Below are 26,019 nucleotides of genomic sequence, written 5' to 3' on the forward strand. Positions count from 1 at the left end.
TATCTAAACATACTTAATTGATTAATGCAATCGAAGCAAAGCGTTAACCATAAATTTTATTGTTCGTGGATGTTCGGTGCTCAATCATGGCTTGTTTACGTTCCTGTGCGCATATTATCGCCATCAAACATATTCAAAAACCCGTCAATCTCAGCTCCGGCTGGGAATTTTTATCGGGCTTTGAAAATTAAAATATGTTTCGCGAAAGCAGTGTTTCAATCTGAAAGACATGCGCGCTCAACATGTTACACACAGCCGGTATTCCGCTGCAAAAGCAGAAATATCCGGTCGCAGGAAGATACGAGGACAGCGCCATATCATGAAACATGATTGGACGGCAGATCTGCTCACATATTGGGACAGGTTGCGCGGAACCCGCGCAGCGCCGGATCGTCGTGACATCAGCCCGCGTGCGCTGGGTGGCAAGCTACCGAATATCTTCATTCTGCGCAGTGATGCTGATACCAACGGCGCAGCAGAGCAGCCTGAGACCGCAGATATTCCGCAGGCAAAGCAATGGCAGTTCCGGCTGGCCGGTACCCGCCTCTGCACAATTTATGGCAGAGAATTGCGCAATACCCGCTTTTTATCTCTCTGGCATGATGATGTCCGTTCATGGCTTGCTGAACAGCTGCATCTCTCCGGTCTGGATTACCGCCCGCTGCGGCTGGAACATACCGGCCAGACGCTGAACGAAAAAAACTGCCATTTCGAAACATTATTATTGCCGTTGCATGAGGCAGACGGTTCCCTTGCATGGATCGGCAGCATGGTTGCGCTGGATCAGCCGCTTTGGCTTGGCAGTGAACCGCTCATCAGTAACCGCATGGGTCTCTCGGACAATAATGCTGCACTACCGGTTCAGGATGATAATCTGAATGCGGCGAAAGGTATGAAGTCTGTTCTTCAGGTCTTGCTCGATCGCCATCACGAACTTCTGCCGAATGCAGATAATATGCCGATTGCGAAAACCGCATCAGCGGGCACTGCCCCTCTTCTTGATGAAAGCATCAGAATTGACGGTATCGGTGTAGCGGACACGGCTTTTGCCAGAGCCTTACTTCCCCAGATCGAAGCCTTAATGCCGGCTGCGCGGGCAACGGAACAAATTGTTCCGCATTCTGCCCGCCCCGCACCGGCAATAACCGGCGCACCTGCTCCTCTGACGGTTGCTGATCTCATTAAAAGTATTCATACAGCGGCACCGGAAACCGAATCTGCCTATCAGGCAGCCAAGGCAGCACATCTCAAGCTGATAACCGGCGGCAAAGACAAATCCTGATTTGTGAGGTCAGTATAACCGGCAGTACTGATGTAAAATTTGTTATCCCCATAGAATGGTGAAGTAAAAACGCTACAAAATTAAGCTTTTAGTAGCGTACTGTTAAATTTTATCGTATCGTATTATCGCCGGTGAAGGGGAAACACCGGCTTTCATATTTTTAGAATCGCTCAAAGGCACCTTTGAATCATATGTCGGCAGAAACACCTCCATCTTCGCACGCCTCATTCACATCGCCTGCAAAGACTGCGGAGCAACCGGATTCTGCCGTAAGACTGACCCTGAAATCACCTCTGGACGGCCGCTTCATGCGTGCTGACGGCAGTGAATATGCCTGCAAATTATGGCGTATCTCCACCAATAATGCCGACCTCACTCTGAGCGATGATGAAATCATCATCCGTGCGGATGATCATATTATTGCTTATGTGGATAATATCGGACGGCTCGAAGGCACTGTCATCAGTGTTCAGCGGGATGATTTCACGCTGCAGCTGATCCAGACTGTGCATCAGAAAAATAAACTGGCTGCAAAAATCAACTGGCTGAGCAAAAACACCAGTCAGCAGTCAGAGCAAAGACGTCATGCCCGTCATACACCTGCGCGTACCGAAGCGATCCTGATCCTTGATGACGGTTCGGAACATGCCTGTAAAATTCTTGATCTGTCACTGTCCGGCGCAGCCGTCGCCACCAATCTGCGACCACCATTGCGCAGCATTGTAACACTTGGCAACAGTCAGGCGAAAGTCATGCGCCATTTTGAAGATGGCATCGGCATTGAGTTTCTGGTTCTGCAAACCGATCTGCCAAAAGACTAAAGCATCCCGCATTTAATCCTGCCCTATTATATTCATCCGGACATCGGGTGAACGTGTTGACGCGCGCAGATTTCATCAACCGGCTCGCGTAAACGATCCGGCACTAAAGCCCCCTTTTCCCCTGTATCTATGATTCTGAGTGATCTTTGATGCCGTGCATAAAGGGCGAGGCATCACCATTTTCAGGGCAAGCCTGTGTAAAAAGCCACGCATTCATATTTTATAGTTATCAAACGCTGAAATTCGTTTTTACAAATTTGTAAAAACGCAAAACGGCTAGGTAAATATAAGCTTATCGCACACGGTACGCCTTACACCGCATATTAACCAGAGGCTGTGGACATCCGGCAGATTTCAACCCGCTGTTAACTGCACAACGCTCTGTTAACCTCAAGCTTTCACACAACCGAAACCTGCGTGAATTTTGCGTATAGTAAGTCCTAATTTTCGTTAAAACACTGATTTTACAGGCAGTTAAGGTTTACGAATTTTCACTTCTGCGTTTACTTTGTCTTATTCATATCCCTTTGGATAGTGTCAATGTCTCGCTGCCATGGTGCTCTCAACAAGGAGCGTCACAATGTATAAAAAGACAGCACATAAAAAGAGTGCCCGCAGCACAACAGCAAAGAATAAGCTGGCTGCCGCAACTCTGCTGCTTACAATGACAGTTTTAGGAACAGTGTTTGGCGGCACGACGACAAGTCAGGCTGCTCAGCCATGGATGCAGACGGAAGGCCGCACAACCCAGCCGGTCGGTCATTATGACTTCTGCAAACAGTATAAAAAAGAATGCAGCCAAACCAGCCGTTCAGAAGCCCCGTTGCAGCTCACACAGGCTCTGTGGAACAAGATCGTTCAGGTCAATGCACAGGTAAACACTGCAATTCTGCCACGCACCGATATGGAAATCTGGGGCAAGGAAGAAGTCTGGTCTTATCCGACCCAATATGGCGACTGTGAAGACTATGTGCTGCTCAAGCGCCGTATGCTGATTAATGCCGGTTTTCCGGTGAATACATTGCTGATTACTGTTGTCCGTCAGAGCAATGGCGAAGGCCATGCTGTGCTGACAGTGCGCACAGACCGCGGTGATTTCATTCTGGATAATCTTGAAGACAGCGTCAAAAACTGGAGCCAGACGGACTACACCTATCTCAAGCGTCAGTCCGCCCGTCACAGCGGCCAGTGGGTCGATATCCGCCACGCACCGGAAATGCTGATGAGCGGTATTGCAACATCAGCGCTGGGAAATTAGAGCGCCGTGCGCCCTCTTGAGCGTACAAAACTCACTCTAACACTTTATATTTACAGCATAATTTTACCTTAAATTGATTCAAGCTTAAGAAATTATGCTGTTGAGCAATTAAGGCGCGATTTCCAAGCCGCGCTGATAACGCTTGCCATTGGCAACGTAATTTTGTGCGGAATCACGCAGTTTCTCAATTTGCTTTGTGGTCAGTTCCCGCAATACCCGCGCCGGTGAGCCGACAATCAGCGAATTATCCGGAAACTCTTTTCCCTCGGTGACCAGAGCACCGGCGCCGACCAATGAGTTTTTGCCGATTTTTGCACCATTAAGAATGATTGCGCCGATTCCGACCAGACTGTTCTCACCAATCGTGCAGCCATGCAGCATTGCCCGATGGCCGATTGTGCAGCCCTCACCAATGGTCAGCGGAAAACCGATATCGGTGTGCAAAACACAATGTTCCTGCACATTCGTATCCTTACCGATATGAATCAGCTCATTATCGCCACGGGCGACAACGCCGAACCAGATCCCCGCATTTTCACCGACACGCACTTTGCCGATCAACGTCGCATCCGGTGCCAGCCAGTTACTGGCACGATGGTCGAATTGTGGATTATGGCCGTCCAACACATAAACCGGCATGGTGGTATCTCCGTTTTCTCAAGCTCAAATCACCACAACGCATCCGGCTCCGCATGGGTTGTGATCTCTTTCAAACGACGCATCGTGGCCTCTGTTACGCCGTCAGGCAAGTCACTGAGCGGAAAAAATTCGGCCTCGGCAATTTCCCAATCAGGTGAGCGCGTTCCGCTCTGTTTAAAAGACCGGCATATATACAGCGCCACATGATCGCGGTTGGAAGCTTTGGTGTTTTTATACAGGGCGAAAAGTTCCGGCGTAGCAGTCAGCTCAATACAGGCCTCCTCACGCAGCTCTTTAATCAGAGCCTGTCCAAATGTTTCTCCACGTTCCACACCACCGCCCGGCAAATGCCAGCCTTTGACATAGGTATGGCGCACCAGAAACACACTCTTCCCCTCATCCCCGAGCACGACAGCCCTCACCCCCAGCGTCATAGGACGGCGGAACAAAAAATACGTATGAAAGAACCAGCTTTTAAAATTCATAAATCGGCTTTTCTGCAATGGTCGGAGATACTAAATATAAAGAGTGCGGCTTACGATCCAGTCAATTGACAAAACTATTAGCCCGCATGCGTTTTTATACGCCAAACTCTTATATGTATGTTTTTCATTGACTATGCGCAGTTGAAAGCTAAATCTTCGCCAATGTTCAGACTTGCCCATATTTCAGACATTCATCTGTCGCCGCTGCCGCAGGTTCGCTTGCGCGAATTGGCCTCCAAACGCATCACCGGCTATATTAACTGGAAGCGTCACCGTAAAGGTGCCATGCATGATTGGGTGCTGGAAGGGCTGATTAAAGATCTGCAAAGCCACAAGCCGGATCATATCGCTGTTACGGGCGATCTAGTAAATCTCGCGCTTAATCTTGAAATTGATAATGGCTTTGAATGGCTTAAACAGCTTGGCTCACAGGAAGACGTTTCTTTCGTGCCGGGCAATCACGATGCCTATGTTCCGGGTGCGCTGGATAAATCCTGCTGCAAATGGGAACCGTGGATGCGCGGCGATGGCATCGACAATCGTGAAAAGCGACCGCAATTTCCTTATTTGCGTGTGCGTGACGGCGTGGCGATCATTGGCGTCAGCTCGGCGCGTGCGACCGGTCCGTTCATGGCCAGCGGTGATTTTTTGCCTGCACAGGCCGCGCGGCTGAAAAAAATGCTGTTTGAAACCGGCGAGCAAGGTCTGTGCCGCGTTATCCTGATTCATCACCCGCCGATCCGAAATGCAACACCGGCCTATAAGCGGTTGTTCGGCATTGGCCGTTTTCAGAAAGTGATCCGTGAAGCCGGTGCCGAACTGGTGCTGCACGGCCATACCCATCTGGCAACCTATAATGAAATTGCGTCTCCAAATGGCGCGGTGCCGGTGATCTGCGTGCCATCGGCCAGTCAGGCGCCCTATCCGATCGGTCATGAAGGCCGGAAACCACCGGCGCGCTATAATCTGTTTTCTATTGAAGCACTTGATCAGCCGCAAAGCTGGCAATGTCACTGGCAGCAATATGGTTTTATCGGTGAAAATACTGAAGTGCAGCTGATCGGTGAACGCACATTAATGCTTGGCAAAGCTGCACCGCAAATCAGCGCGGCAACAATTCCGACAGCATCGGCAGAGTGATACCATAATAGTGCAGCGCAAAAATCAGTACCAGACAGCCGAGTAAAGCACCGCCTGCAAACCATAATAGTTTAATCAGCGCCGGATTTTCCGAAATTTCTGCGCTGTTGGTTTGCTCAGCGGTGTTTTCAGCGACAGCGGGCTGCCGCTCTGCAACAGGGACTTCAGAAGTCCAGTCATCCATCAGCCGTTCACGCTCAAGAATCCGCGAAGCAATATAGCGGGTGACCGCTTCTGAAATGACCTTGATATCTTTATTATCGGCCAGAATAATCCGCCCCAGACGGGTATCACGGACAAAGCGATAGCTGCGCCGGTCACGGGCAATCATTACAAAGGCGCTGGCATCCAGCCACAAACGCGGTTGCATGCCTTTATTCAGGCAGAAATCCCACTGCTCATCCGTTGCCGGCACCGCATCAAAAACCGGCTGCAAATCCTGCAACAGCAATTCCAGACGGGCAATATCCGTCTCTCTGATATCGGTAATACTGTCGTGACGGTCGGCCTGTGCAGTTTTCGCCTGCCGGATTGCAGTCTTCAGCCGTTCTTCGCCGGATAAATGTGCCTCCGGCACAGATGCAGACGGATATATCGTGAAATCATCTTCGCTTTTATTCATACCGCCGCCTTTTATCTTGCTGCATTTTACAGGCAATCTCATGCATGGCGATTTTATGACTTTAGACCGGCATTATAACAAAAAGGCCTGAAACCGTATAGTTTCAGGCCTTTTTAGTATCACTCAGAGTGATCTTATTTAATCAGACGGTTTGCGGCGGAAACAATCGCAGCAAGCGATGACGTCACAATATTATGGTTCACACCAACACCGAAGACTGATCCCTGCGGATGTGACAGTTCCACATAGCTGATCGCCGATGCATCCGAACCGCGCTGCAACGAATGTTCCGAATAATCGGCAACGGAAATATCAATGCCGATATGTTTCGACAGCGCATCAATAAAGCCATCCACGGGGCCGGTGCCACGTCCTTCAATGGTTTTTGTCACACCATTATCAATGATCTCGGCCTGCATAATACGGACAGCTTTATTGTCCGGATCCGCAAAAGTGTGGTGATCAACAAATTCCAGACGCGAGCCAGGCTGGCTCACATAGGCTTTCTTGAACTCTTCATAAATGCGGGGTGCCTGCAGTTCTTTTCCTTCATCATCCGTAATCTGCTGAATGATCTCACGGAATTCCACCTGCATCTTGCGCGGAATATTCAGACCGTAATCCTGCTGCAGAATATAAGCGATACCGCCTTTACCTGACTGGGAATTGATACGGATAATCGCTTCATAGGAACGGCCGACATCCTGCGGGTCAATCGGCAGATAAGGCACTTCCCAAACCGGCGTATTCGCGCCTTTCTTGGCTTTCATACCCTTGTTGATCGCATCCTGATGCGAGCCGGAAAACGCCGTATAAACCAGCTCACCGACATATGGATGACGCTCAGGAATAACCAGCTGATTGGAATATTCGTACACTTCCTTCATGCGGTTGATGTCCGAGCAATCCAGTTCAGGATCAATACCTTGCGTGAACATATTCAGTGCCAGTGTCACCACATCCACGTTACCGGTGCGCTCGCCATTGCCGAACAATGTGCCTTCCACACGGTCGGCACCGGCCATCAGCCCCAGTTCGGTTGCGGCAATACCTGTACCGCGGTCATTATGCGGATGCAGAGAGATAATCAGGTTTTCACGATTATCCAGATTACGGCACATCCATTCGATCTGATCGGCATAGACATTCGGCGTGTTCATTTCCACCGTGGACGGCAGATTGAGGATCAGCTTGTTTTCAGCAGTCGGCTTAACGATTTCCGTCACCGCATTACAGATTTCCAAAGCCACTTCCAGCTCGGTGCCGGTAAAGCTTTCCGGCGAATACTGGAAACGATAGCCGCCGCCTGCTTTGGCAGCCATATCCATAATCATCTTGGCGGCATCGGTGGCAATCTGCTTGATACCGGCAACATCCTTGCCGAACACAACGCGGCGCTGCAACTCACTGGTAGAATTATAGAAATGGATAATCGGGGTCTTAGCGCCTTCCAGCGCTTCAAATGTGCGGGTAATCAATTCCGGACGGCACTGCACCAGCACCTGCAAATCCACATCATCCGGCACATTGCCTTCTTCAATCGCCCAGCGGCAGAAATCAAAATCAGTCTGGGAAGCGGACGGAAAGCCGATTTCAATTTCCGGAAAGCCCATATCCATCAGCAACTGGAACATACGAGCTTTACGATCATGCCCCATCGGGTCAATCAGCGCCTGATTGCCGTCACGCAGATCAACCGAACACCAGATCGGTGCCTTTTCGATCATTTTCGACGGCCATTGGCGATCCTGCAAAACTGTCGTTCTGAACGGCGTGTATTTTTCAGCCGCAATCGGCATGCCTTTGCGAGGGGATTTGGAAGCGGAAATAATATTGGTCATTTTAAAGTCTCATCAGCCACAGCAACTGCAATATACAGCCGCCTTAAACACGCCCTGTCTGCTCAATTATAAAATGAAGATGCAGAAAAATCGGGCACAATCGAAACGGATTCTTTGACCGGAGCATGAGTCTGACGGCTCTGTACGACCGCCGGACGCTCCAATCAACGAGCCCGGCGATCGCCGCTAAGGCCGAGTAGAAGTAGAAGCGAGAGTGGACGCGCGCAAGACTCAGCGGCTGCAAAGCCCTGATCTGCTCCGAAGCTCACAAAAGAGCTGGTATGATAATGCGCGTTGTTCATGGGACAAATGCTATACGCCTTGATAACAAGTTGCAAGAGACTTCCCCGCAAACGAAATAAAATTACAGGCCTATTCAGAGAAAAATAAAAACGCTGCCCCGCACGATGACAGGACAGCGTTTTTATTATGAAAAATCAATGCATTAAATTTCCATCATGCAAAAGGAACGGCTGCAGTTCCCGGCGGAAGCTTGGCCTCATCCTCAGGCTCAACATGAATCACAACCCGTGAATTATCAATTTTCTCATGCAGCGCATCTTCGATCCGGTCGCAGATAATATGCGATTCACCGACTGTCATATCGGCCGCAACAACCAGATGAAATTCGATAAAAGTCACACGTCCGGCAATGCGGGTTTTAAGGTCATGTACCTCAAGTGCCCCTTCCGCATTGGTGGAGATAATATCGCGGATCTGCATTTCCTCAACAGGCTCAACACCCACATCCATCAGCCCCTGCACGGAGGCATTGATAACATGCCAGCCCTGCCAGAGAATATTCAACGCCACAACAATCGCCAAAATCGGATCAAGAATTGACCAGCCGGTGATGATTGCTGCAACCAGACCAACCAGCACGCCTGCGGAAGTCACCACATCTGTCATAATATGCTTGCCATCAGCCAGCAAAGCCGGTGATTTGGCAGCGCGTCCCACACGGATCAGCAGCCCTGCCCAGAGCATATTAATCACACCTGCAATCAGGTTGATACCCAGCCCAAGCCATGGTTCATCCAGCGTGCGCGGTGTTTCCAGAGCGCTCCATGCCTCACGCACAATCAGCAGTGCCGCAACAACAATCAGTACACCTTCAACCACAGCAGAAAGGTATTCCGCTTTATGGTGCCCGTAAGGATGATTACCGTCTGCCGGCATAATACTGACTGTAATTGCCCACCATGCACCGACAGCAGCGATGACATTGACAATCGATTCCAGCGCATCGGAATAAAGCGCAACAGAACCGGTAAGCAGATAGGCCAGATATTTAAGCGCCATCACGCCGATGGATACCGGAATTGTCCATGTAGCCAGTCGCCGAATTCTCAGATTAGCATCCATACCCAAACCTTTTATCTCTCCGAACATGTTATTGCGCCGTTTTATTGAAAAACGACGGGACAGCCGGAGATTTACAATTTTGCAGTTTATAAAATTCGGCAGCTTATGCAGAGACTGCTTATCAGTCATCCAAAGCCGCCCTCATCGAAATAAATTCAATTCAGCACTCGCTGAGATGTAATTACCCTTAGCGCAAAATGTGCCAATTCCAAATCTCTAAAGTACCGTAGCTGACATTTTTCGCTAATTTCTGCCGTCCAGTTGCAACTGGTTTTCACTCAGCGCTATAGTTTTAATAAATCAGCAAATTCATAGACTTACATATGGTTTAACTGCAAATCATTTGCAAATACAGATGAGGAAAAACTAGCAATTCGAATCAGAGAACAATTCGAAACTGACGTGCATAACGGTCAAAAAGCGGCATCTCTTTTAATTTTCATAATAATAATATATAGAGTGCCTATGCATAAATGCGCAGCTTAACATCCCGATCCGAAATTACGCACAGCAGTAATAAGACAATATCTGTCCGGATCAGCGCAGAAAAAGTGCTAAAAACAAAAAAAGCAGCCAGCTAAACCGTTTTCACGGCATAAATTACTTGTGCCTTCCGGTTTCACAGATGGTTGTTCTTTCTACAAAGGCAGACCCTTTAAAATGCAACGTCTCGCACGTTTTGAACAACTGATTTTACGAAGATCAATATTTGTCACAATCTTTATCGGCCTCTTCGGAATAGTCTTCGGCATACTCTCCGGTTCCAGCGCAGTCATTTTTGACGGCATGTTCTCCTCAACCGATGCTGTCATGTCGATACTTGCCCTTTTTGTCGCGCGGCTCCTGACCAGCGAAGGAACGCGCCGCTTCCAGCATGGTTTCTGGCATATTGAACCACTGGTTCTCGCTTTTAACGGCATCGTGCTGATATTGTTCTGTCTCTATGCTTTCATCAACGCCGTCAGCACCTTGCTGCAAGGCGGCACAGAGCTGAATTTTGACTGGGCAATTCTCTACGCCGTCATTGTCTGTATCATCTGTTTTGTCATGATGGCCTATCAGCACAAGATCAATAAACGGCTCAAATCGAACTTTATCACGCTTGATACGCAAAGCTGGCTGATGACCGCTTTGATTACGCTGGCTCTTCTGATCGCCTTCAGTCTGGCATGGCTGTTACAGGGCACGGCCTTTGAGCCATGGACGGTCTATACAGACCCCGCCATTTTGCTGTTTCTGTCGGCAGGCCTTATCTTTGTGCCGCTCAAAACAGTTCTGGGTGCATTTCGCGAGATTTTGCTGGTCACACCGGAACGCATGGATCTGCGGGTGCGCAAGATCATGGATAGAATGAAGGCCAAACATGGCTTCAAAAAATATGCCAGCTATGCAGCCAAAATCGGTCGCGCACGTTTCATTGAAATTCACATCGTTCTGCCCGCTAACTTCCCGATAACTTCGATCGCAACGCTGGATGCAATCCGCGAAGAGATCGGTGAGGAAATCGGCGGCGCAGGCCCGCAACGCTGGATTACTGTGAGTTTTACAGGCGACGAAGCGTGGATTTAACGGGCAAAGTAATTTTATCGCACATCAAAGATTAACACCCCAATAAATTGGACATGCAAAAGAAAGTTTGAACCTTTAGATGAATAATTTTATTATATAATTTCACTCATAATAATGGATATAAATATGCGATTTGCAGGAAATGTTATTTGGTTTGTTTTTGGCGGTGCAGTTCTTGCCTTGATATGGCTTTTGGGTGCAGCAGTCTTCGCTATTTCTATTATTGGCTTACCGCTGACCCGTGCGGCGATTGAAATGGCTAAAATGTCTGCATTTCCATTCGGTAAAGATGTCGTCCATGTCAGGGAGTTAGACCGCAAGGGCGTAACGGCCACCACTGCCACCACCGGAACGATAGGCTTTATATTTAATGTTCTTTGGGCATGCACCTTCGGTATCGTGCTGTTCTTTTCTTACATCATTGCCGGTATCATCAACTGCATAACCATCATTGGTATTCCATTCGGCATACAATCTTTCAAACTGGCCGGCATCTCCTTCTGGCCGGTTGGCAGACGTGTTGTCAGCATCGAACTGGCTAAGGCCGTGCGGGAAGAAAACGCCCGTATGCAGCTGCAAACTATGAGACCGTCTGCTTAATCTTGGTATTTGTCAGATACGCATATCTGCTTCAAAAAACAAAGCCGCGCAACAGATGTTACGCGGCTTTTCTTTTAAACATCACTTGCGGTTATTTCTTTACGAGCTTCGACACCACATTTTCAATCATCTGCATACCGGCATTACCGCCGAGTGTCATGATTGACTCCGGATGGAACTGTACTGCAGCCACCGGTTCTTTTGCATGTTCAAAGCCCATGATAACGCCGTCATCTGTCTCAGCAGTGATGATGAAATCCGCTGGCAGTGTCGTCTTATCCGCATAAAGCGAATGATAACGACCAACGGTGACTTCCTGCCCGAGACCATCAAACACCACACCATTTTTCAGAATTTTAATCCGTGACGGCTTGCCATGCATCGGTATTTCCAGCTGTTTCAGTGAGCCGCCATAGGCCTCTGTCAGCGCCTGCAAGCCGAGACACACACCAAAGACCGGCAGATCACGCTCACGCGCTTTACGGATTGTATTCGTGCAGTCGAAATCTTTCGGCGTACCAGGCCCCGGTGACAGTACCACCAGATCCGGTTTGAAGCGGTCAAAAATTTCATCACTCACCGGCGAGCGCACAGTCGCCACATTGGCGCCGGTCTGACGGAAATAATTGGCAAGCGTATGCACGAAGGAATCTTCGTGATCGACCAGCAGAACAGAAATTCCGGTTCCCGCTTTCATAGACTGCGCCTTCTCCTGCAATTCCGGCTTGATATGCGCCTCACGGATCGCTGTCAGCATTGCCGATGCTTTCAGCTCGGTTTCGGCTTCTTCTTCCTGCGGGTTTGAATCATAGAGCAAAGTCGCCCCTGCCCGTACCTGCGCCACACCATCTTTAATGCGGATAGTGCGCAGTGTCAGACCGGTATTCATATCGCCGTTGAAATGCATCATGCCAACCGCACCGCCATACCATGCACGCGGGCTACGCTCATTTTCTTCAATGAAACGCATTGCCCAGAGCTTCGGTGCACCGGTCACAGTGACTGCCCATGCATGACTGAGGAAACCGTCAAATGCATCCATACCATCGCGCAGACGACCTTCAATATGGTCAACCGTATGGATCAGGCGGGAATACATCTCGATCTGGCGACGACCGATTACACGCACCGATTCCGGCTCGCAAACGCGGCTTTTATCGTTGCGATCCACATCGGAGCACATGGTCAGTTCGGATTCATCTTTTTTGGAATTGAGCAGTTTCAGAATCTGCTCGGAATCTGAAATCGCATCTTCACCGCGTTTAATGGTGCCGGAGATCGGGCAGGTTTCGATGCGACGACCATTCACCCGCACAAACATTTCCGGTGAAGCACCAATCAGATATTCCTGCTCACCCAGATTGATGAAGAAAGAATATGGTGACGGGTTAATGCTTTTCAGCTTGCGGGAAATCGCTGACGGCTGGTTTTCGCATTTTTCATAGAAAATCTGCCCTGGCACCACTTCAAAAAGATCTCCGCATTTGAAGCTTTCTTTGGCACGTTCAACCAGAGCAGCATATTCGCCCTTTTGGTGATCGCCTTTTGCCTGCAGTTTTTCAGCTGCTTTAAACACGTCAGACGGTGTTTCGCGCGGCAAGCCGTCTGTTTTCTTATTGCCGACAGTGAAATCGTAGGAATCCACCCATGCTCTTGCAGAATAATGGTCAACGACAAGAATTTCATCCGGCAGGAACAGGACCAGATCGCGCTGATCTTCAGGGCGTTTCAGCTTGTAAGTAATCGGCTCAAACTGGAAGGCCAGATCATAGCTGAAAGCACCGTAAAGGCCGAGATTGCTGTCTTCCTCGGAATAGAACAGAGAGACGATCTCACGCAGCACAGTGAAGACCGACGGCATACGCGAGCGTTCTTCTTCCATATATTGGCGTGTCGGCTCAGCAATCGTCAGCTGAATTTTTTGCTCTGTTTCATCATGAATCGTCACTTCTTGCAAAGCGCCGATCACAGGGCGGATACCGCCTAGCAGAATTTCACCACGGGCATTCAGCGCTTCAATGCGCATAGAGCGGCCTTTGGAAGTAATCACCAGCGGCGGATCAATAATTGCTGTATCCCAGCGTGTGTAACGACCCGGATATTCATAATTGGATGAAAAGACAGCGCCGCGTCTTGTATCCAGCGCATCAATACGCTTGTCGATAGCCGTTTTGTAATCCACCAGATGACGGCGGCGTGCGACAGTAATGCCGCCCTGCGTGATATGATCGTGCTGATCCTGATCGGCAGTTTTTGCCATAATCGCTCTGCTCCTGTTGCTGCGATCCCTATACTGCCAAACGGCCGGTTTCGCACCTGTTTTTCAACAAAGCATCTCTGCTTTGATTTTAAGTAGATACTCAGGCGCTTCAGGATTTCAGGGCAGAAAATAAAAACGGCCGCCCGGTGAACCCCTGAGCGACCTGAATGACACTTATGCAAATGTCTGCGTTGGCCGCTAGAAGCGAGCCCACCACCAAATAAGAGATGCAAAAGTAAAATTAGTCATGCGCTATTTTTAGCTCTGTTTTTCAGGCCTTGCAAGCTCTTCTGTTTTATCATTTTGCGGAAAAGATATTATTGCGCAGAACAAATACATACATCTTAAAATTGCATTTTAAATTTCATTCGAATAAACGCCGATCAAGCCCATTCAACACACAACATGAGTCTGCACAATGAGCCACCGCGTTACAAATGCTCAAACGCTCACACCCCATTCACTACATCAAACCTCTGAGAACTGCCCCAGCCGGTAAAGAGCACATTTTCATATAACAGCACAATAACAGAAGCTTATATCAAGCCATCAATCAAAAACTTCCAAAAGAAAACCCGGATCAGCAAAAAGATCCGGGTTAAAATGTCCGATATGCGAACTGTCAGGCAGGCGATCATATGGGGAAGATTTGCCCGTCCCGCTTTTCAAAAGCAATTAATTTCAAAAAAATATTATGCTCAGATCTAAAATAACTAAGTGAAGTATGCTTTTCAGTACAAGATCAAAACTACCTCAGGTTGTATTTTTCGTCAACGAAATTCTGTGCAAAACAGAAAATAAAAAATCGCCCGCCACATTTTATGCGGCAGGCGATTCTTTTTCGATAAAACGCAACATATTGCCCTGATTGAGGGCAATCGCGTTGGCTATATTACTCGCCCATCGCGATCAGCGAAGCGTTACCACCGGCTGCTGCGGTGTTAACCGACACAACCTGCTCCAGCGCAAAGCGCAGCAGATAGTTCGGGCCACCAGCCTTAGGACCGGTGCCGGACAGGCCGGAACCGCCGAATGGCTGCGTACCGACAACCGCACCAATCGTATTACGGTTGATATAAATATTACCCACATCCAGACGCTCAACCGCACGGGCCACAACCGCTTCAATACGGCTATGGAGACCAAAGGTCAGACCAAAGCCCGAATTGGCAACCTGATCGAGAACATTATCAAGTTCAGATGCCTTCCAGCGCACAACATGGAGAACCGGACCAAACACTTCGCGTGTCAGTTCTGATGCATCTTTCAGTTCGATAATATGCGGTGCAAAGAAATGACCGGCCTGCAATTCACCTTCCGGTGTCACGCCAACCTTGGTCACTTTGGCTTTGCCCTTCATCTGCTCAACATAGTCGTTCAGCATGGTCTGCTGTTCACGATCAATGATCGGGCCGATATCTGTGGTTTCCAGAGCCGGATTGCCGAGATGCATTTCACGCGCTGCACCTTCGATCATCTTCAGCATGCCGTCAGCAACATCTTCCTGAAGATAAACAATACGCAGAGCCGAACAACGCTGGCCGGCAGAGCGGAATGCCGACATAACAACATCATCCGCAACCTGCTCTGGCAGAGCAGTCGCATCAACGATCATGGCGTTCAGACCACCGGTTTCAGCGATCAGCGGTACAATAGGGCCTTTCTTGGCGGCCAAAGTACGGTTGATTGCCCATGCTGTATCGGTCGAACCGGTAAAGCACACACCGTCAATGCGGGCATGTGAGGTCAGAGCAGCACCAACGGAACCGTCACCCGGCAGATAAATCACTGCATCCTGCGGTACACCGGCTTCGTGAAGCAGCTTGATTGCTTCATAGGCGATCAGCGGGGTCTGTTCCGCAGGCTTGGCGACAACCGCATTACCGGCAGCAAGCGCAGCGGTCACCTGACCAAGGAAGATTGCCAGCGGGAAGTTCCACGGGCTGATACAAACGAACACACCGCGACCACGATAACGCAGACGGTTATCTTCACCTGTAGGGCCAGGCATAATGGTTTCATTGGCAAAATGACGACGGGCTTCCGCAGCATAATAACGGCAGAAATCAACGGCTTCACGGATTTCGGCAATACCGTCATCCATTGTCTTACCGGCTTCACGCGACAGAAGATCTATGAAACGGTCGCGGTTCTTCTCCAGAAGATCACCGGCACGTTCCAGCGCTGTTGCGCGGTCTTCAACGCTCATGCGTGACCAGCCGGCAAAGCCTTTGCGTGCAATTTCAACAGCTTTTGCAGCATCTTCAGCAGTTGCTTCGGCAACTGTACCAACCTGAGAACCGTCTACCGGCGACAATACAGGCTGACCGGAGCCTTTTTTAGCAAAACCGGCAAATAATGGCACTGCATCAACATTCGCCCGCGCCTTAACGATCCCGTCCATAAAAGTCCCCAATACTAATCTGTCACCAAATTCAAGTCCGGCAGAGTTACGACGCTGCCCATACATATCTTTAGGATACGGAATATTTGCATTCCGCATGCCTCTGCCATCATTCAAAATTTCAACCGGACGCTTCAGCAGGCTTGCAACCGGCACATTTTCATCGCCCACAACGGAAACAAACGACGAGTTCGCACCATTTTCCAGCAGGCGGCGCACAAGATAGGCCAGCAGGTCGCGATAGCCGCCAACAGGCGCATAAACGCGGCAGGCAATCTTTTCACCGGCTTCTGTCACCTGTTTGAACAGGCTTTCACCCATGCCGTGCAAGCGCTGGAACTCGAAACCGCTCTTATCATTTCCGGCCATTTCCAGAATCATCGCCACGGTCAGGGCGTTATGTCCGGCAAATTGCGGGAAAATATGCTTACGCTGATCCAGCATATAGCGTGCGCAGGCAATATAAGACGCATCGGTTGCAGCTTTGCGGGTGAAGACCGGATAATCGTCCAGACCGCGTTCCTGCGTGCGTTTCACTTCTGTATCCCAGTAAGCGCCCTTCACCAGACGCACCATCATGCGCTGGCCGGTCTTTTCGCACAGGGAAACAATATGCTGGATAACCGGCAGAGCGCGCTTCTGATAGGCCTGAATCGCCAGACCGAAACCATCCCAGCCAGCCAGTGACGGATCAGCGAAAACGCGGTCGATCAGATCTAACGACAGCTCCAGACGGTCTGCTTCTTCCGCATCAATGGTGAAGTTCAGATCATAGGATTTGGCTTTCTGAGCCAGCGCCAGCACATCCGGCACCAGTTCACGCATCACCTGCGCATGATGGGTCGCCAGATAACGCGGATGCAGAGCCGAGAGCTTGACCGAAATACCCATACGATCCGGCAGTTTGCCATTGCCGGCAGCTTTGCCGATTTCATCAATCGCATCGGAATAGGATTTATAATAACGCTTGGCATCTTCTGCAGTGCGGGCACCTTCGCCCAGCATATCGAAAGAATGGCGATAGCCTTTTTTCTCAGCGACTTTCGCACGCTTCAATGCATCGTGAATATTTTCACCCAGCACGAAATGCGAACCGAGAAAGCGCATTGCCTGTTTGGTGGCTGTGCGAACTGTCGGCAAGCCCATACGCTTAACCAGCGAAGACAGAACGCCTTCCGGTGTTTCGCCCGGACGGATAACTTTAGCTGCCAGACCCAGCCCCCATGCGGAAGCGGATACAAACCATGTATCGCCCTGCGCACGATGCTCAGACCAGTTGCCCTGTTTCAGCTTATCTTCGATCAGCTTGTCCTGTGTCGCACTGTCCGGCACGCGCAGAAGCGCTTCGGCCAGCACCATCAGCGCCAGACCTTCACGGGTGGACAGGCCATATTCACGCAGGAAATCTTCAACACCGCCAATCCCTTTGGACTGCTTGCGGATATTGGTGATGAATTCCGAAGCCCGCGCATCAATGCGGCGGTTGGCGGCATCATCGAATGTTACGCTGGCCAGCAACGCACTGACCAGTTCATGGTCATCCGGTGCATAAGGCGCGGTAAAAGGCGGCAGTGGCAGGGTTGTATTCTGAGCCTTTTCAGAAACAACCTGAGGGGCGTTTGAAAGGGCTGTATTGGGCAGTGTCATAAAAAGGCTCCTGTAGAGTCTTGCGACGGGTTTTTAACTGTATATTTTATCTCATATAGTTTATCTCACTAATTAAAGTGCCTTATTCGGTGGATATCACTGCAAAAATCGGAATTTTAGCAAAAATGAAGCAAATTGACGCTATGGACAAAAAGATTCTCCGTGCATTGCAGGAGGACGGCAAGCTGACCAATGCCGAACTGGCCGAGAAAATCAGCCTGTCACAGACCGCAACGGCCGAGCGGGTCAAGCGTTTAACCCGCGATGGTTATGTGCTGGGCTACACGGCAAAGCTCTCACCAAAAATGCTCAACCGCTCCATGCTTGTCTTTGTTGAGATCAAGCTCGATCGCACGACACCGGAGGTTTTTGAAACCTTTGCCGAGGCCACAAAAAACAATCCGGTGGTGATGGAATGCCATATGGTGGCCGGTGGTTTTGATTATCTGGTGAAAGCGCGTGTAGCGGACATGGAGCAATATCGCCGCTTTCTGGCAGACTCCCTGCTCTCGCTGCCGGGCGTGCGTGAAACCCATACCTATCCGGTGATGGAGGAGGTTAAAGAAACCTCGGCAATCGGGATTTAAAAGCGTCATGCCTTTGCGTGAATCTATTTCTTCACGCAAAGGCGTATAATATTGTTTTAAAATAATAAATTATGCTGCGCGCTGATCCCATGGCTCGAACGGATCGTAAAGCGATGCCCATTCATCGGGCACAAAATTATCGGCTTCAACCAGACAATTATCCAGCGCAGCCCGTATTGCCCCCTCATCCATCGCGGCAGTACCGATAAAAACCAGTTCCTGCCGCCGGTCACCCCAGAACGGATCAAGATAAGGCTGCATAGACTGACGCCAACCCTCATCTTCCGGCCAATATTGTTTCGGGATTGACGCCCACCACAATCCGCGCTTGCCGGTGCGCAATAATGCCCCCGCCTGACTAAGCTCACCCACATAGCGCGGGCGGGTGGCCAGCCAGAAAAAACCCTTCGAGCGGATCAGCCCTGCCCAACTTTGCTGAATGAAGTCATGGAATTTAGCCGGATCAAACGGGCGGCGCTCACGATAGACAAAAGAACAGATGCCATATTCCTCAGTCTCCGGCACATGATCTTTAAAACCATAGAGTTCTTTAAACCATAACGGATGTTGCTCGGCCTTTTCAAAACTGAAGCGGCCGGTATTCATGATCTTCGCCAAAGGCACTTTGCCGAAGTCAGCATCAACCACATCGCAGTCCGGATTGAGAGCGCGGATAATTTTATAAATATCTTGTCTTTGCGCGGGCGAAACTTCGCTGATCTTATTCAGCACCACGACATCGGCAAACTCGATCTGCTCCACCAGCAAATCCACAATACCGCGTTCATCGCCCTCACCGGCTGTCTCGCCACGATCGCTCAGAAAATCCTGCGATGCATAATCGCGCAGCAGATTGGCGCTGTCGACAACCGTTACCATCGTATCCAGCCGCGCCACATCAGAAAGGCTGAAACCTTCCTCATCGCGAAACTCAAAAGTCGAGGCTACCGGTAAAGGCTCGGAAATACCGGTCGATTCAATCAGCAGATAATCAAACCGCCCCTGTTTTGCGAGCTGCGTCACCTCCTGCAAAAGATCATCGCGCAGAGTGCAGCAGATACAGCCATTGGTCAGCTCAACCAACTGCTCCTGTGTGCGGGACAGATTGGCACCGCCATCACGCAGCAAAGCCGCATCAATATTCACTTCACTCATATCATTCACGATCAGGGCAACACGCACCTCTTCACGATTGTTCAGAATATGGTTGAGCAAAGTGGTTTTTCCGGCGCCCAAAAAACCGGACAAAACCGTGACAGGTAAACGTTGTTCCATTTCATCTCCTGAATATCGCCATGTTACGGGTCATGCGCGCTTCAGCGCACAGCCCGTCATTATCGGAAAGGCGATATTGATATGTTATAATATAACACATCACAAGAGATTTTACGCTATTGCGACCTGATTACACAGATTGAAGGCTTACATATAAAAACGGCGGCTGATGCGAATGAATCTCTTCATGCATAAGCCGCCATAAATATTTGTAATTCAAAAGATTTTTAACTTCAGCAAACAGGGTTGCTAAAATTACAGATCCATTTCCAGAATGGCCATGGAGAAGTTGTAGGACAGTTCGCCCTCATCTTCATCCTTATAGATGATGCCCAGAAACTCATCATCCATATAGACTTCGCAGGAGTCATCCTTACGCGGACGCGCCTTAACAGTCAGGTTCTGATTATCAAAAGTCCGCTTGAAATAGGCGTCCAGTTTCTTAATTTCTTCGGGTTTCAAACGGATTCTCCTGTTTCATTTTACGGGGCTGTCTCATGCGCCCCTGTGCCCGATATGTAAAGGGGCAACATGTCGCTTTATCCTAAAACCGCTCACACTTTTCGGGGCGTGCATTTATTCTTACGCACGCCTTACCCGAAAACCGCTTACACTTTTCGGGGCGTGCTTTTATTCAGCAGCATTAATCAGCTGATCCATCGCGCGCGAAGGCTCAGCACAATCGCAACTGCCGATCACTTTCGCCGGAACACCGGCGACCGTCACATTATCCGGCACGGCTTTAACCACCACGGAACCGGCAGCAATTTTTGAGCATTCACCGATCGTGATATTGCCAAGAATTTTTGCACCGGCACCGATCAGCACCCCACGGCCGATTTTCGGATGACGATCACCCCCAGCCTTACCGGTACCACCCAGTGTTACCTCATGCAGGATCGACACATCATCGCCGACCACCGCAGTTTCACCGATAACCACACCGGTCGCATGATCGAGAAAAATACCGCTGCCGAATTTCGCCGCCGGATGAATATCGGTCTGGAAAATCGATGAAGAGCGGCTCTGCAGATAATAGGCGAAATCCTTGCGTCCCTCTTTCCACAGCCAATGCGCCAGACGATGGGTCTGGATGGCATGGAAGCCCTTCATATAAAGCAGAGGATCAAGAAAACGGTTTGCCGCCGGATCACGGTCATAAACCGCCTGCAAATCAATGCGCAAAGTCTGCGACCATTCCGGCGAGGCTTTGCTCATCGTTACAAAAGTCTGGCGCAGCAGATCAGCAGCCACATCCGCATGACCGAGACGCTCGGAAATGCGATGCATAACCACATCTTCCAGACTGCCTTGATTAAGCACTGTGGAATACAGAAACGCCGCCAGCAACGGCTCTTTCACGGCTGCAGCTTCGGCCTCAGCACGCACGGAATACCAGATCGGATCCATATGATCGACGACCTTGCTCACCGGAATAGAACCATGTGCGGCCATTGCATCACTCCTGGCTTTACAGCATTCACTTATTCTTCAATCACCGGAAACCGCCAAATGCATTGAAATGGCTGGAAAATCTTACCGGAAACCAAATATTTCCGATTATTTTCGCCAGTCCTTCATGCTGCTGCTTCCGGCATTTATCTGGGCGAGTTTAAACCGCATTACAAGAGATGAAAATCCCTCTGCTGCTATTGCGGTAAAATTACCTGAGCGGATCGTCACATTTTCATAGAAAACCTGTCCGGCAGCACTCAGTCAATCGGATGCGCCTTCAGAAACTCCAGCACAGCCTGCTTGTAAACTTTATCTCCGACCGCCAGCATATGATCGCGGTCAGGAATATCAACAGCCGTTGCATGCGGCATCAGATCGGCCAGATCCTGCGCATCACCGGCAATATCATCCTTCGTGCCGACAGCAACCAGTGCAGGCTGGCTGATCATCGCCATAGCCTGTGCGGGAATAAGCTCTTTGGACGTGATAACACAGGCTGCAAGCGCAAAACGGTCGCTCTTTGTCTGATCCGCGAATTTACGGAACATCAGACCGCGCGGATGGGTGATACTGTCCACATCCTCCGACAACAGCGCATCATAAATCGGATCCCAGTCACCGGCACCGGTGACCATACCAATGCCTAAGCCCCCGAATACCAGACTATGCACCCGTAACGGGTGTTCCAGCGCCGCAAAAGCACTGATCCGCGCGCCCATGGAATAACCCATAACATGGGCTTTATCGATATTCAGATGATCCAGCAGGGCAACAGCATCAGCCGCCATTAATGACGGGTAGTAGAGTTCACGATCATGCGGCTTGTCAGAACGGCCATGGCCGCGATTATCAATCGCAATCGCGCGATAACCGGCATCGGTCAGTGTTTTAATCCAGCCCGGATTGAGCCAGTTGACCATACCGGAAGATGCGAAACCATGGATCAATAAAACCGGCTCACCTTGTCCTTCGTCACGATAAGCCAGCTTTAATCCGTCATGTTCAAAATAACGGACTTCATTCACATTCACGACCATAGTTCACTTCCGAGATTTATCTTCCGCCCTGTTTAGCGCAACAGGACTCAAATTCACTGACATTGCCCGCATATTATCCGGTGCTTGACTGTATCACCAGCCTTGATGCCAAGTTTAGCGGCAATGCCTGCATTCACTTCAATGACAAAAGCCACCGGCTCACCGGAAGCAACAATATCTTTTGAAAAAGGCACCGTATTTTCAGCAACCCGCGCGATTGATCCGTCATTACGGACAAACAACATATCCAGCGGCAGCGGCGTATTGGCCATCCACATCATGACCGGGCGCTCTTCACCGAAAACAAAGATCATCGCACGGTCAGCCGGAAAATCCTTACGATACATCAGTCCTGCACTGCGTTTCTGATCCGTATCGGCAACTTCCAGCCCGAAACTTTTCTCGCCCGATGCGGTCTGTATTTTCAAAGCCTGCGCATCCAAAGGAACGCGCATCGGCTCTTCCTGCGCTGATACCGCAAAACTGCCACCCAAAAGCGCGGCCACAAATACCAAATAAGCAAACCACTGTTTCATCGGGCAAACCATACTTCAAAACATGTTTGAGAGAAAATATACGTGCAGACCATTATAGCAAATATAAAAAAACCGGTCAGAGACCGGTTTTAATGCGGATTAGTAAAAGGCGAACCAATATCCGGATGAATTTCTGCCGCCATCAGCCCTTTATCACCATGACCGAACCGTACCAGAACCACCTGTCCCGGACGCAGTTCCATCATACCGAAGCGACGCAGCGTTTCCATATGAACAAAAATATCTTCCGTCCCCTCACCGCGGCTTAGAAAGCCAAAACCTTTGGTACGGTTGAACCATTTGACAATTGCCCGCTCCAGCCCGCTCGACGGCGTAACCACAACATGGGTGCGTGCAGGCGGCAGCGTTGAAGGATGCGCAACATCGGAAAGGTCGAGAGACAAAACGCGGAAACATTGCCAGCCGCGTTCACCGCGGCGAATTTCGCAAACAACACGCGCACCTTCCTGTGCGGTCTGAAAACCGTCACGGCGCAATGTCGTCACATGAACAAGAATATCACCGTAGCCGTCCTGATCGGGAACGACAAAACCATAGCCCTTCGCGACGTCGAACCATTTAATGGCACCGGAAATCTCGACAATATCGGTTGCATCCTCAGCGGAGTTGGTACCATCCATAAACTCATGGGACAAAGACTTGTCAGTCATGGCACGCTCCTCCTTTCATCTGCCGGGCAAATCAGGTTGATTCTCATCTTCAAGATAACACTTCCTTAACCGTATCCGGCAAGAGCAAACTTTCAATATTCCTGTTTCGATCACAGACTTTATGAGCAGGCATGCTAAAACAGCGGTGAACTATTTCAAATCTGCCCTGTTTTAAATATGACACCTGCTAAAACAGACAGGATCAAACAGGGTAAAACAGGAGGCAAACATGCGCTATTTGCACACCATGATCCGTATTCGTGACATTGATGAGTCACTGGATTTTTTTGTTGAAAAATTCGGACTGGTGGAAACACGCCGCACGGAAAGTGAACAGGGACGCTTCACTTTGATCTTCCTCAGCGCGTCGAAAGATCAGGCAAATGCAGAAAGCTCCCGCGCGCCGGAGCTGGAACTGACCTATAACTGGGATGCGGAAACCTATAGCGGCGGACGCAATTTCGGCCATCTCGCCTATGAGGTCGATAATATTTATGACTTCTGCCAAAATCTGAAAGACAAAGGCGTTGTCATTAACCGTCCGCCACGCGACGGCCGCATGGCTTTTGTAAAATCACCGGACGGTATTTCCATTGAAATTCTGCAAAAAGGCGAAAGACTGGCACCGCAGGAACCATGGGCATCTATGGAAAATACCGGCAGCTGGTAAACGAACCTCAGCAAGCTGTTAAACTGCCTCTTATTGGCGCGAGAGATCAACTTTCGCGGCATCCACGATGCGGATCTGCGTTGAAACAGAGCCATTCCAGTGATTGAGCGATAAATGGCCGGCAACATGCACCATGTGTCCGGCCTGATCGAACAGGAAACGCCCAAGATCACTGTCAGCAGCACGGAAGGCAATACCGTCCACGCGTTTGCCGTCCAGCCCTTTCAGGGCAACTTTCACATGATCGCGCCCGACAACACGCACATCAGCGATTGTATGGTTTGGCAGTGCCAGCAGCGGCTGCACATGACCAGCACCATATGGCCCTGCTTTTTCCAAAGCATTATACAGCGCAACCGTGGCACCTGTGGCAGAAACCGCACCATCAATCGCCAGACTTTGCTCAGCGCGCAGTTCATCCACCTGCTCGGCAGCCTGCTCTTCAAAAAATGCGCGCAAAGCACCGAGTTTGGATTTCTCCACCGTGATACCCGCCGCCATAGCATGACCGCCGCCTTTGACCAGCAAGCCCTGTTCAACGGCTTTGCGTACCAGTTTGCCAAGATCAAAACCGCTGATCGAACGCCCCGATCCTGTGCCCACACCATTACCATTAAAGGCAATGGCAAATGTCGGACGTTTCGCCTTATCCTTCAGACGGGAAGCCAGCAGACCAACAATACCCGGATGCCAGTCTTCATTGGCAGTGACCAGAACCGCAGGTCCCGATTTGCCGGAAAGCTCAGCAAAGGCTTCCGCTTCCGCCTGCTGCAACATTATTGCTTCCATCGCCTGACGCTCGGCATTCAGCCTGTCCAGTTCTTCGGCGATGGTATTGGCTTCAACAGGGTCATCCAATGTCAGCAAACGGCTACCCAAAGCAGCATTGCCGATACGCCCGCCCGCATTGATGCGGGGACCAATGAGAAAGCCGAAATGGAAACTATTGAGCGGCTCACCAATGCGAGATACCCGCGCCAGCGCCGCCAGCCCTGCATTGCTCTGATTGCGGGCAGCGAGCAGACCTTTAACCACAAAAGCGCGGTTCACACCGATCAGCGGCACCACATCGCAAACCGTGGCCAAGCCCACCAGATCGAGATAGCTCAGCAAATCCGGCGTACCATTTGCCGCTTTAATACCGCGCTCACGCAATTCCCGTGCCAATTGCACCAAAGTCATAAAGACAACACCGGCAGCGCAGAGATGCCCCTGCCCTGAAATATCATCCTCACGGTTCGGATTAACAATCGCGGCGGCATCTTCCGGCAATGCACCACCAAGCTGGTGGTGATCCAGAACCACAACATCGGCACCGGCATCTTTCGCAGCGGTAATTGAAACAGCACTATTGGTACCGCAGTCCACAGTCACGATCAGAGACGCGCCTTTGGCAACCAGCTCACGCATGGCATCGGGGTTCGGGCCGTAGCCTTCAAAAATACGATCCGGAATGTAGATCAGATTTTTAATGTCATAGGCATTGAGAAAGCGGGATAACAGCGCTGATGAACAGGCGCCATCGACGTCATAATCACCGAAAATTGCTACATTCTCACGGTGCTGAATAGCATCGGCAATACGAACAGCAGCCTGTTTCATATCCGTCAAAGTCAGCGGATCAGGCATCAGGGAGCGGATACTCGGATTGAGAAATTCTTCAGCGGCTTCAAGGCCAACGCCACGACCGGCCATAACGCGGGAAACCAGATCGGGAATACCGTAATTCTGGGCGATAGCGAGGGCGGTATTGGCTTCCCGCAGACCTAACCGATCCACCCATTTCATGCCCGTTGCAGAAGAACGTATTCCGAGAAACAAACGCTCATTCATATCCACGCGGGCAACTCCTGTT

The 26,019-nt window shown here is 50.1% G+C and carries 23 protein-coding genes; 9 read left to right on the top strand and 14 right to left on the bottom strand.

Annotated features, from left to right (window positions below):
• Nucleotides 1–319 precede the first annotated feature (319 nt).
• The 3 genes from LDL70_RS09280 to LDL70_RS09290 all read left to right on the top strand — a co-directional run bounded on the left by LDL70_RS09280 (nucleotide 320) and on the right by LDL70_RS09290 (nucleotide 3,361).
• Nucleotides 320–1,282: a PAS domain-containing protein gene (locus LDL70_RS09280; RefSeq protein ID WP_225684900.1), complete on the top strand. Its 963-nt coding sequence runs from the start codon at nucleotides 320–322 to the stop codon at nucleotides 1,280–1,282.
• Nucleotides 1,283–1,473: 191 nt separating this feature from the next.
• Nucleotides 1,474–2,103 (top strand): PilZ domain-containing protein, encoded by a 630-nt coding sequence (locus LDL70_RS09285; protein ID WP_151160000.1) that lies wholly within the window; start codon nucleotides 1,474–1,476, stop codon nucleotides 2,101–2,103.
• Between the two features lie 664 nt (nucleotides 2,104–2,767).
• Nucleotides 2,768–3,361, top strand: a complete 594-nt coding sequence (locus LDL70_RS09290) for a transglutaminase-like cysteine peptidase (RefSeq protein WP_075656443.1) — start codon at nucleotides 2,768–2,770, stop codon at nucleotides 3,359–3,361.
• 108 nt (nucleotides 3,362–3,469) lie between these two features.
• On the opposite strand, the gene LDL70_RS09295 is transcribed toward LDL70_RS09290, so the two are convergent.
• Nucleotides 3,470–4,000 carry a gamma carbonic anhydrase family protein gene (locus LDL70_RS09295; protein WP_225684901.1) on the bottom strand — a complete coding sequence of 177 codons (531 nt, stop codon included), beginning with the start codon at nucleotides 3,998–4,000 and terminating at the stop codon, nucleotides 3,470–3,472.
• Nucleotides 4,001–4,029: 29 nt separating this feature from the next.
• Complete coding sequence (locus LDL70_RS09300; RefSeq protein ID WP_225684902.1) at nucleotides 4,030–4,485, bottom strand: NUDIX domain-containing protein; 456 nt, start codon at nucleotides 4,483–4,485, stop codon at nucleotides 4,030–4,032.
• A gap of 162 nt (nucleotides 4,486–4,647) precedes the next feature.
• On the opposite strand from LDL70_RS09300, the gene LDL70_RS09305 reads away from it, so the two are divergent.
• Entirely contained in the window at nucleotides 4,648–5,625 is a 978-nt protein-coding gene (locus LDL70_RS09305) for a metallophosphoesterase (RefSeq protein WP_225684903.1), read from the top strand.
• On the opposite strand, the gene LDL70_RS09310 is transcribed toward LDL70_RS09305, so the two are convergent.
• From LDL70_RS09310 to LDL70_RS09320, 3 genes are all read right to left on the bottom strand, one after another.
• Nucleotides 5,588–6,247: a hypothetical protein gene (locus LDL70_RS09310; protein WP_225684904.1), complete on the bottom strand. Its 660-nt coding sequence runs from the start codon at nucleotides 6,245–6,247 to the stop codon at nucleotides 5,588–5,590. The two genes, LDL70_RS09305 and LDL70_RS09310, sit on opposite strands and share 38 nt — an antisense overlap.
• A 134-nt stretch (nucleotides 6,248–6,381) precedes the next feature.
• Entirely contained in the window at nucleotides 6,382–8,088 is a 1,707-nt protein-coding gene (gene leuA / locus LDL70_RS09315; protein ID WP_075656326.1) for a 2-isopropylmalate synthase, read from the bottom strand.
• Nucleotides 8,089–8,544: 456 nt separating this feature from the next.
• A complete protein-coding gene (locus LDL70_RS09320) occupies nucleotides 8,545–9,453 on the bottom strand; it encodes a cation diffusion facilitator family transporter (protein ID WP_028233639.1) in 909 nt (302 codons plus the stop codon).
• Between the two features lie 660 nt (nucleotides 9,454–10,113).
• Between LDL70_RS09320 and LDL70_RS09325 the strand changes: the two genes are divergently transcribed.
• Both LDL70_RS09325 and LDL70_RS09330 read left to right on the top strand, forming a co-directional pair.
• Complete coding sequence (locus tag LDL70_RS09325) at nucleotides 10,114–11,022, top strand: cation diffusion facilitator family transporter (protein ID WP_116087624.1); 909 nt, start codon at nucleotides 10,114–10,116, stop codon at nucleotides 11,020–11,022.
• A gap of 126 nt (nucleotides 11,023–11,148) precedes the next feature.
• Nucleotides 11,149–11,622: a YccF family protein gene (locus LDL70_RS09330; protein WP_075656322.1), complete on the top strand. Its 474-nt coding sequence runs from the start codon at nucleotides 11,149–11,151 to the stop codon at nucleotides 11,620–11,622.
• 91 nt (nucleotides 11,623–11,713) lie between these two features.
• Here LDL70_RS09330 and LDL70_RS09335 read toward each other — a convergent pair whose 3' ends face one another.
• The gene (locus tag LDL70_RS09335; RefSeq protein WP_225688475.1) at nucleotides 11,714–13,885 is read right to left on the bottom strand and encodes an anthranilate synthase; all 2,172 of its coding nucleotides are present in this window, start codon (nucleotides 13,883–13,885) and stop codon (nucleotides 11,714–11,716) included.
• Between the two features lie 889 nt (nucleotides 13,886–14,774).
• Entirely contained in the window at nucleotides 14,775–17,933 is a 3,159-nt protein-coding gene (gene putA / locus LDL70_RS09340) for a bifunctional proline dehydrogenase/L-glutamate gamma-semialdehyde dehydrogenase PutA (RefSeq protein WP_225684905.1), read from the bottom strand.
• 125 nt (nucleotides 17,934–18,058) lie between these two features.
• Between putA and LDL70_RS09345 the strand changes: the two genes are divergently transcribed.
• Nucleotides 18,059–18,520, top strand: coding sequence for an Lrp/AsnC ligand binding domain-containing protein (locus LDL70_RS09345; RefSeq protein ID WP_075656316.1), 462 nt, complete (start codon nucleotides 18,059–18,061; stop codon nucleotides 18,518–18,520).
• Between the two features lie 69 nt (nucleotides 18,521–18,589).
• Here LDL70_RS09345 and zigA read toward each other — a convergent pair whose 3' ends face one another.
• The 3 genes from zigA to cysE all read right to left on the bottom strand — a co-directional run bounded on the left by zigA (nucleotide 18,590) and on the right by cysE (nucleotide 21,250).
• The gene (zigA, locus tag LDL70_RS09350; protein ID WP_075656314.1) at nucleotides 18,590–19,795 is read right to left on the bottom strand and encodes a zinc metallochaperone GTPase ZigA; all 1,206 of its coding nucleotides are present in this window, start codon (nucleotides 19,793–19,795) and stop codon (nucleotides 18,590–18,592) included.
• A 255-nt stretch (nucleotides 19,796–20,050) separates the two neighbouring features.
• Complete coding sequence (locus LDL70_RS09355; protein WP_022710917.1) at nucleotides 20,051–20,257, bottom strand: DUF3126 family protein; 207 nt, start codon at nucleotides 20,255–20,257, stop codon at nucleotides 20,051–20,053.
• 168 nt (nucleotides 20,258–20,425) lie between these two features.
• Nucleotides 20,426–21,250, bottom strand: a complete 825-nt coding sequence (cysE, locus tag LDL70_RS09360; protein WP_075656312.1) for a serine O-acetyltransferase — start codon at nucleotides 21,248–21,250, stop codon at nucleotides 20,426–20,428.
• A gap of 67 nt (nucleotides 21,251–21,317) precedes the next feature.
• Between cysE and LDL70_RS09365 the strand changes: the two genes are divergently transcribed.
• Nucleotides 21,318–21,488: a hypothetical protein gene (locus LDL70_RS09365; protein ID WP_175576099.1), complete on the top strand. Its 171-nt coding sequence runs from the start codon at nucleotides 21,318–21,320 to the stop codon at nucleotides 21,486–21,488.
• A 19-nt stretch (nucleotides 21,489–21,507) separates the two neighbouring features.
• On the opposite strand, the gene LDL70_RS09370 is transcribed toward LDL70_RS09365, so the two are convergent.
• From LDL70_RS09370 to LDL70_RS09380, 3 genes are all read right to left on the bottom strand, one after another.
• Nucleotides 21,508–22,287 carry an alpha/beta fold hydrolase gene (locus LDL70_RS09370; RefSeq protein WP_075656310.1) on the bottom strand — a complete coding sequence of 260 codons (780 nt, stop codon included), beginning with the start codon at nucleotides 22,285–22,287 and terminating at the stop codon, nucleotides 21,508–21,510.
• Nucleotides 22,288–22,340: 53 nt separating this feature from the next.
• Nucleotides 22,341–22,823: a DUF192 domain-containing protein gene (locus LDL70_RS09375; RefSeq protein ID WP_075656308.1), complete on the bottom strand. Its 483-nt coding sequence runs from the start codon at nucleotides 22,821–22,823 to the stop codon at nucleotides 22,341–22,343.
• An 89-nt stretch (nucleotides 22,824–22,912) separates the two neighbouring features.
• Nucleotides 22,913–23,494, bottom strand: coding sequence for a cold-shock protein (locus LDL70_RS09380; RefSeq protein WP_075656306.1), 582 nt, complete (start codon nucleotides 23,492–23,494; stop codon nucleotides 22,913–22,915).
• Between the two features lie 229 nt (nucleotides 23,495–23,723).
• Here LDL70_RS09380 and LDL70_RS09385 point away from each other — a divergent pair, with 229 nt between their 5' ends.
• Nucleotides 23,724–24,164, top strand: coding sequence for a VOC family protein (locus tag LDL70_RS09385; protein WP_075656304.1), 441 nt, complete (start codon nucleotides 23,724–23,726; stop codon nucleotides 24,162–24,164).
• A 30-nt stretch (nucleotides 24,165–24,194) separates the two neighbouring features.
• Here LDL70_RS09385 and recJ read toward each other — a convergent pair whose 3' ends face one another.
• Nucleotides 24,195–25,997 carry a single-stranded-DNA-specific exonuclease RecJ gene (gene recJ, locus LDL70_RS09390; RefSeq protein WP_225688479.1) on the bottom strand — a complete coding sequence of 601 codons (1,803 nt, stop codon included), beginning with the start codon at nucleotides 25,995–25,997 and terminating at the stop codon, nucleotides 24,195–24,197.
• Nucleotides 25,998–26,019: the final 22 nt, after the last annotated feature.

It is taken from the genome of Pseudochrobactrum sp. XF203 (assembly GCF_020341615.1).
Taxonomy (GTDB): domain Bacteria; phylum Pseudomonadota; class Alphaproteobacteria; order Rhizobiales; family Rhizobiaceae; genus Pseudochrobactrum; species Pseudochrobactrum saccharolyticum.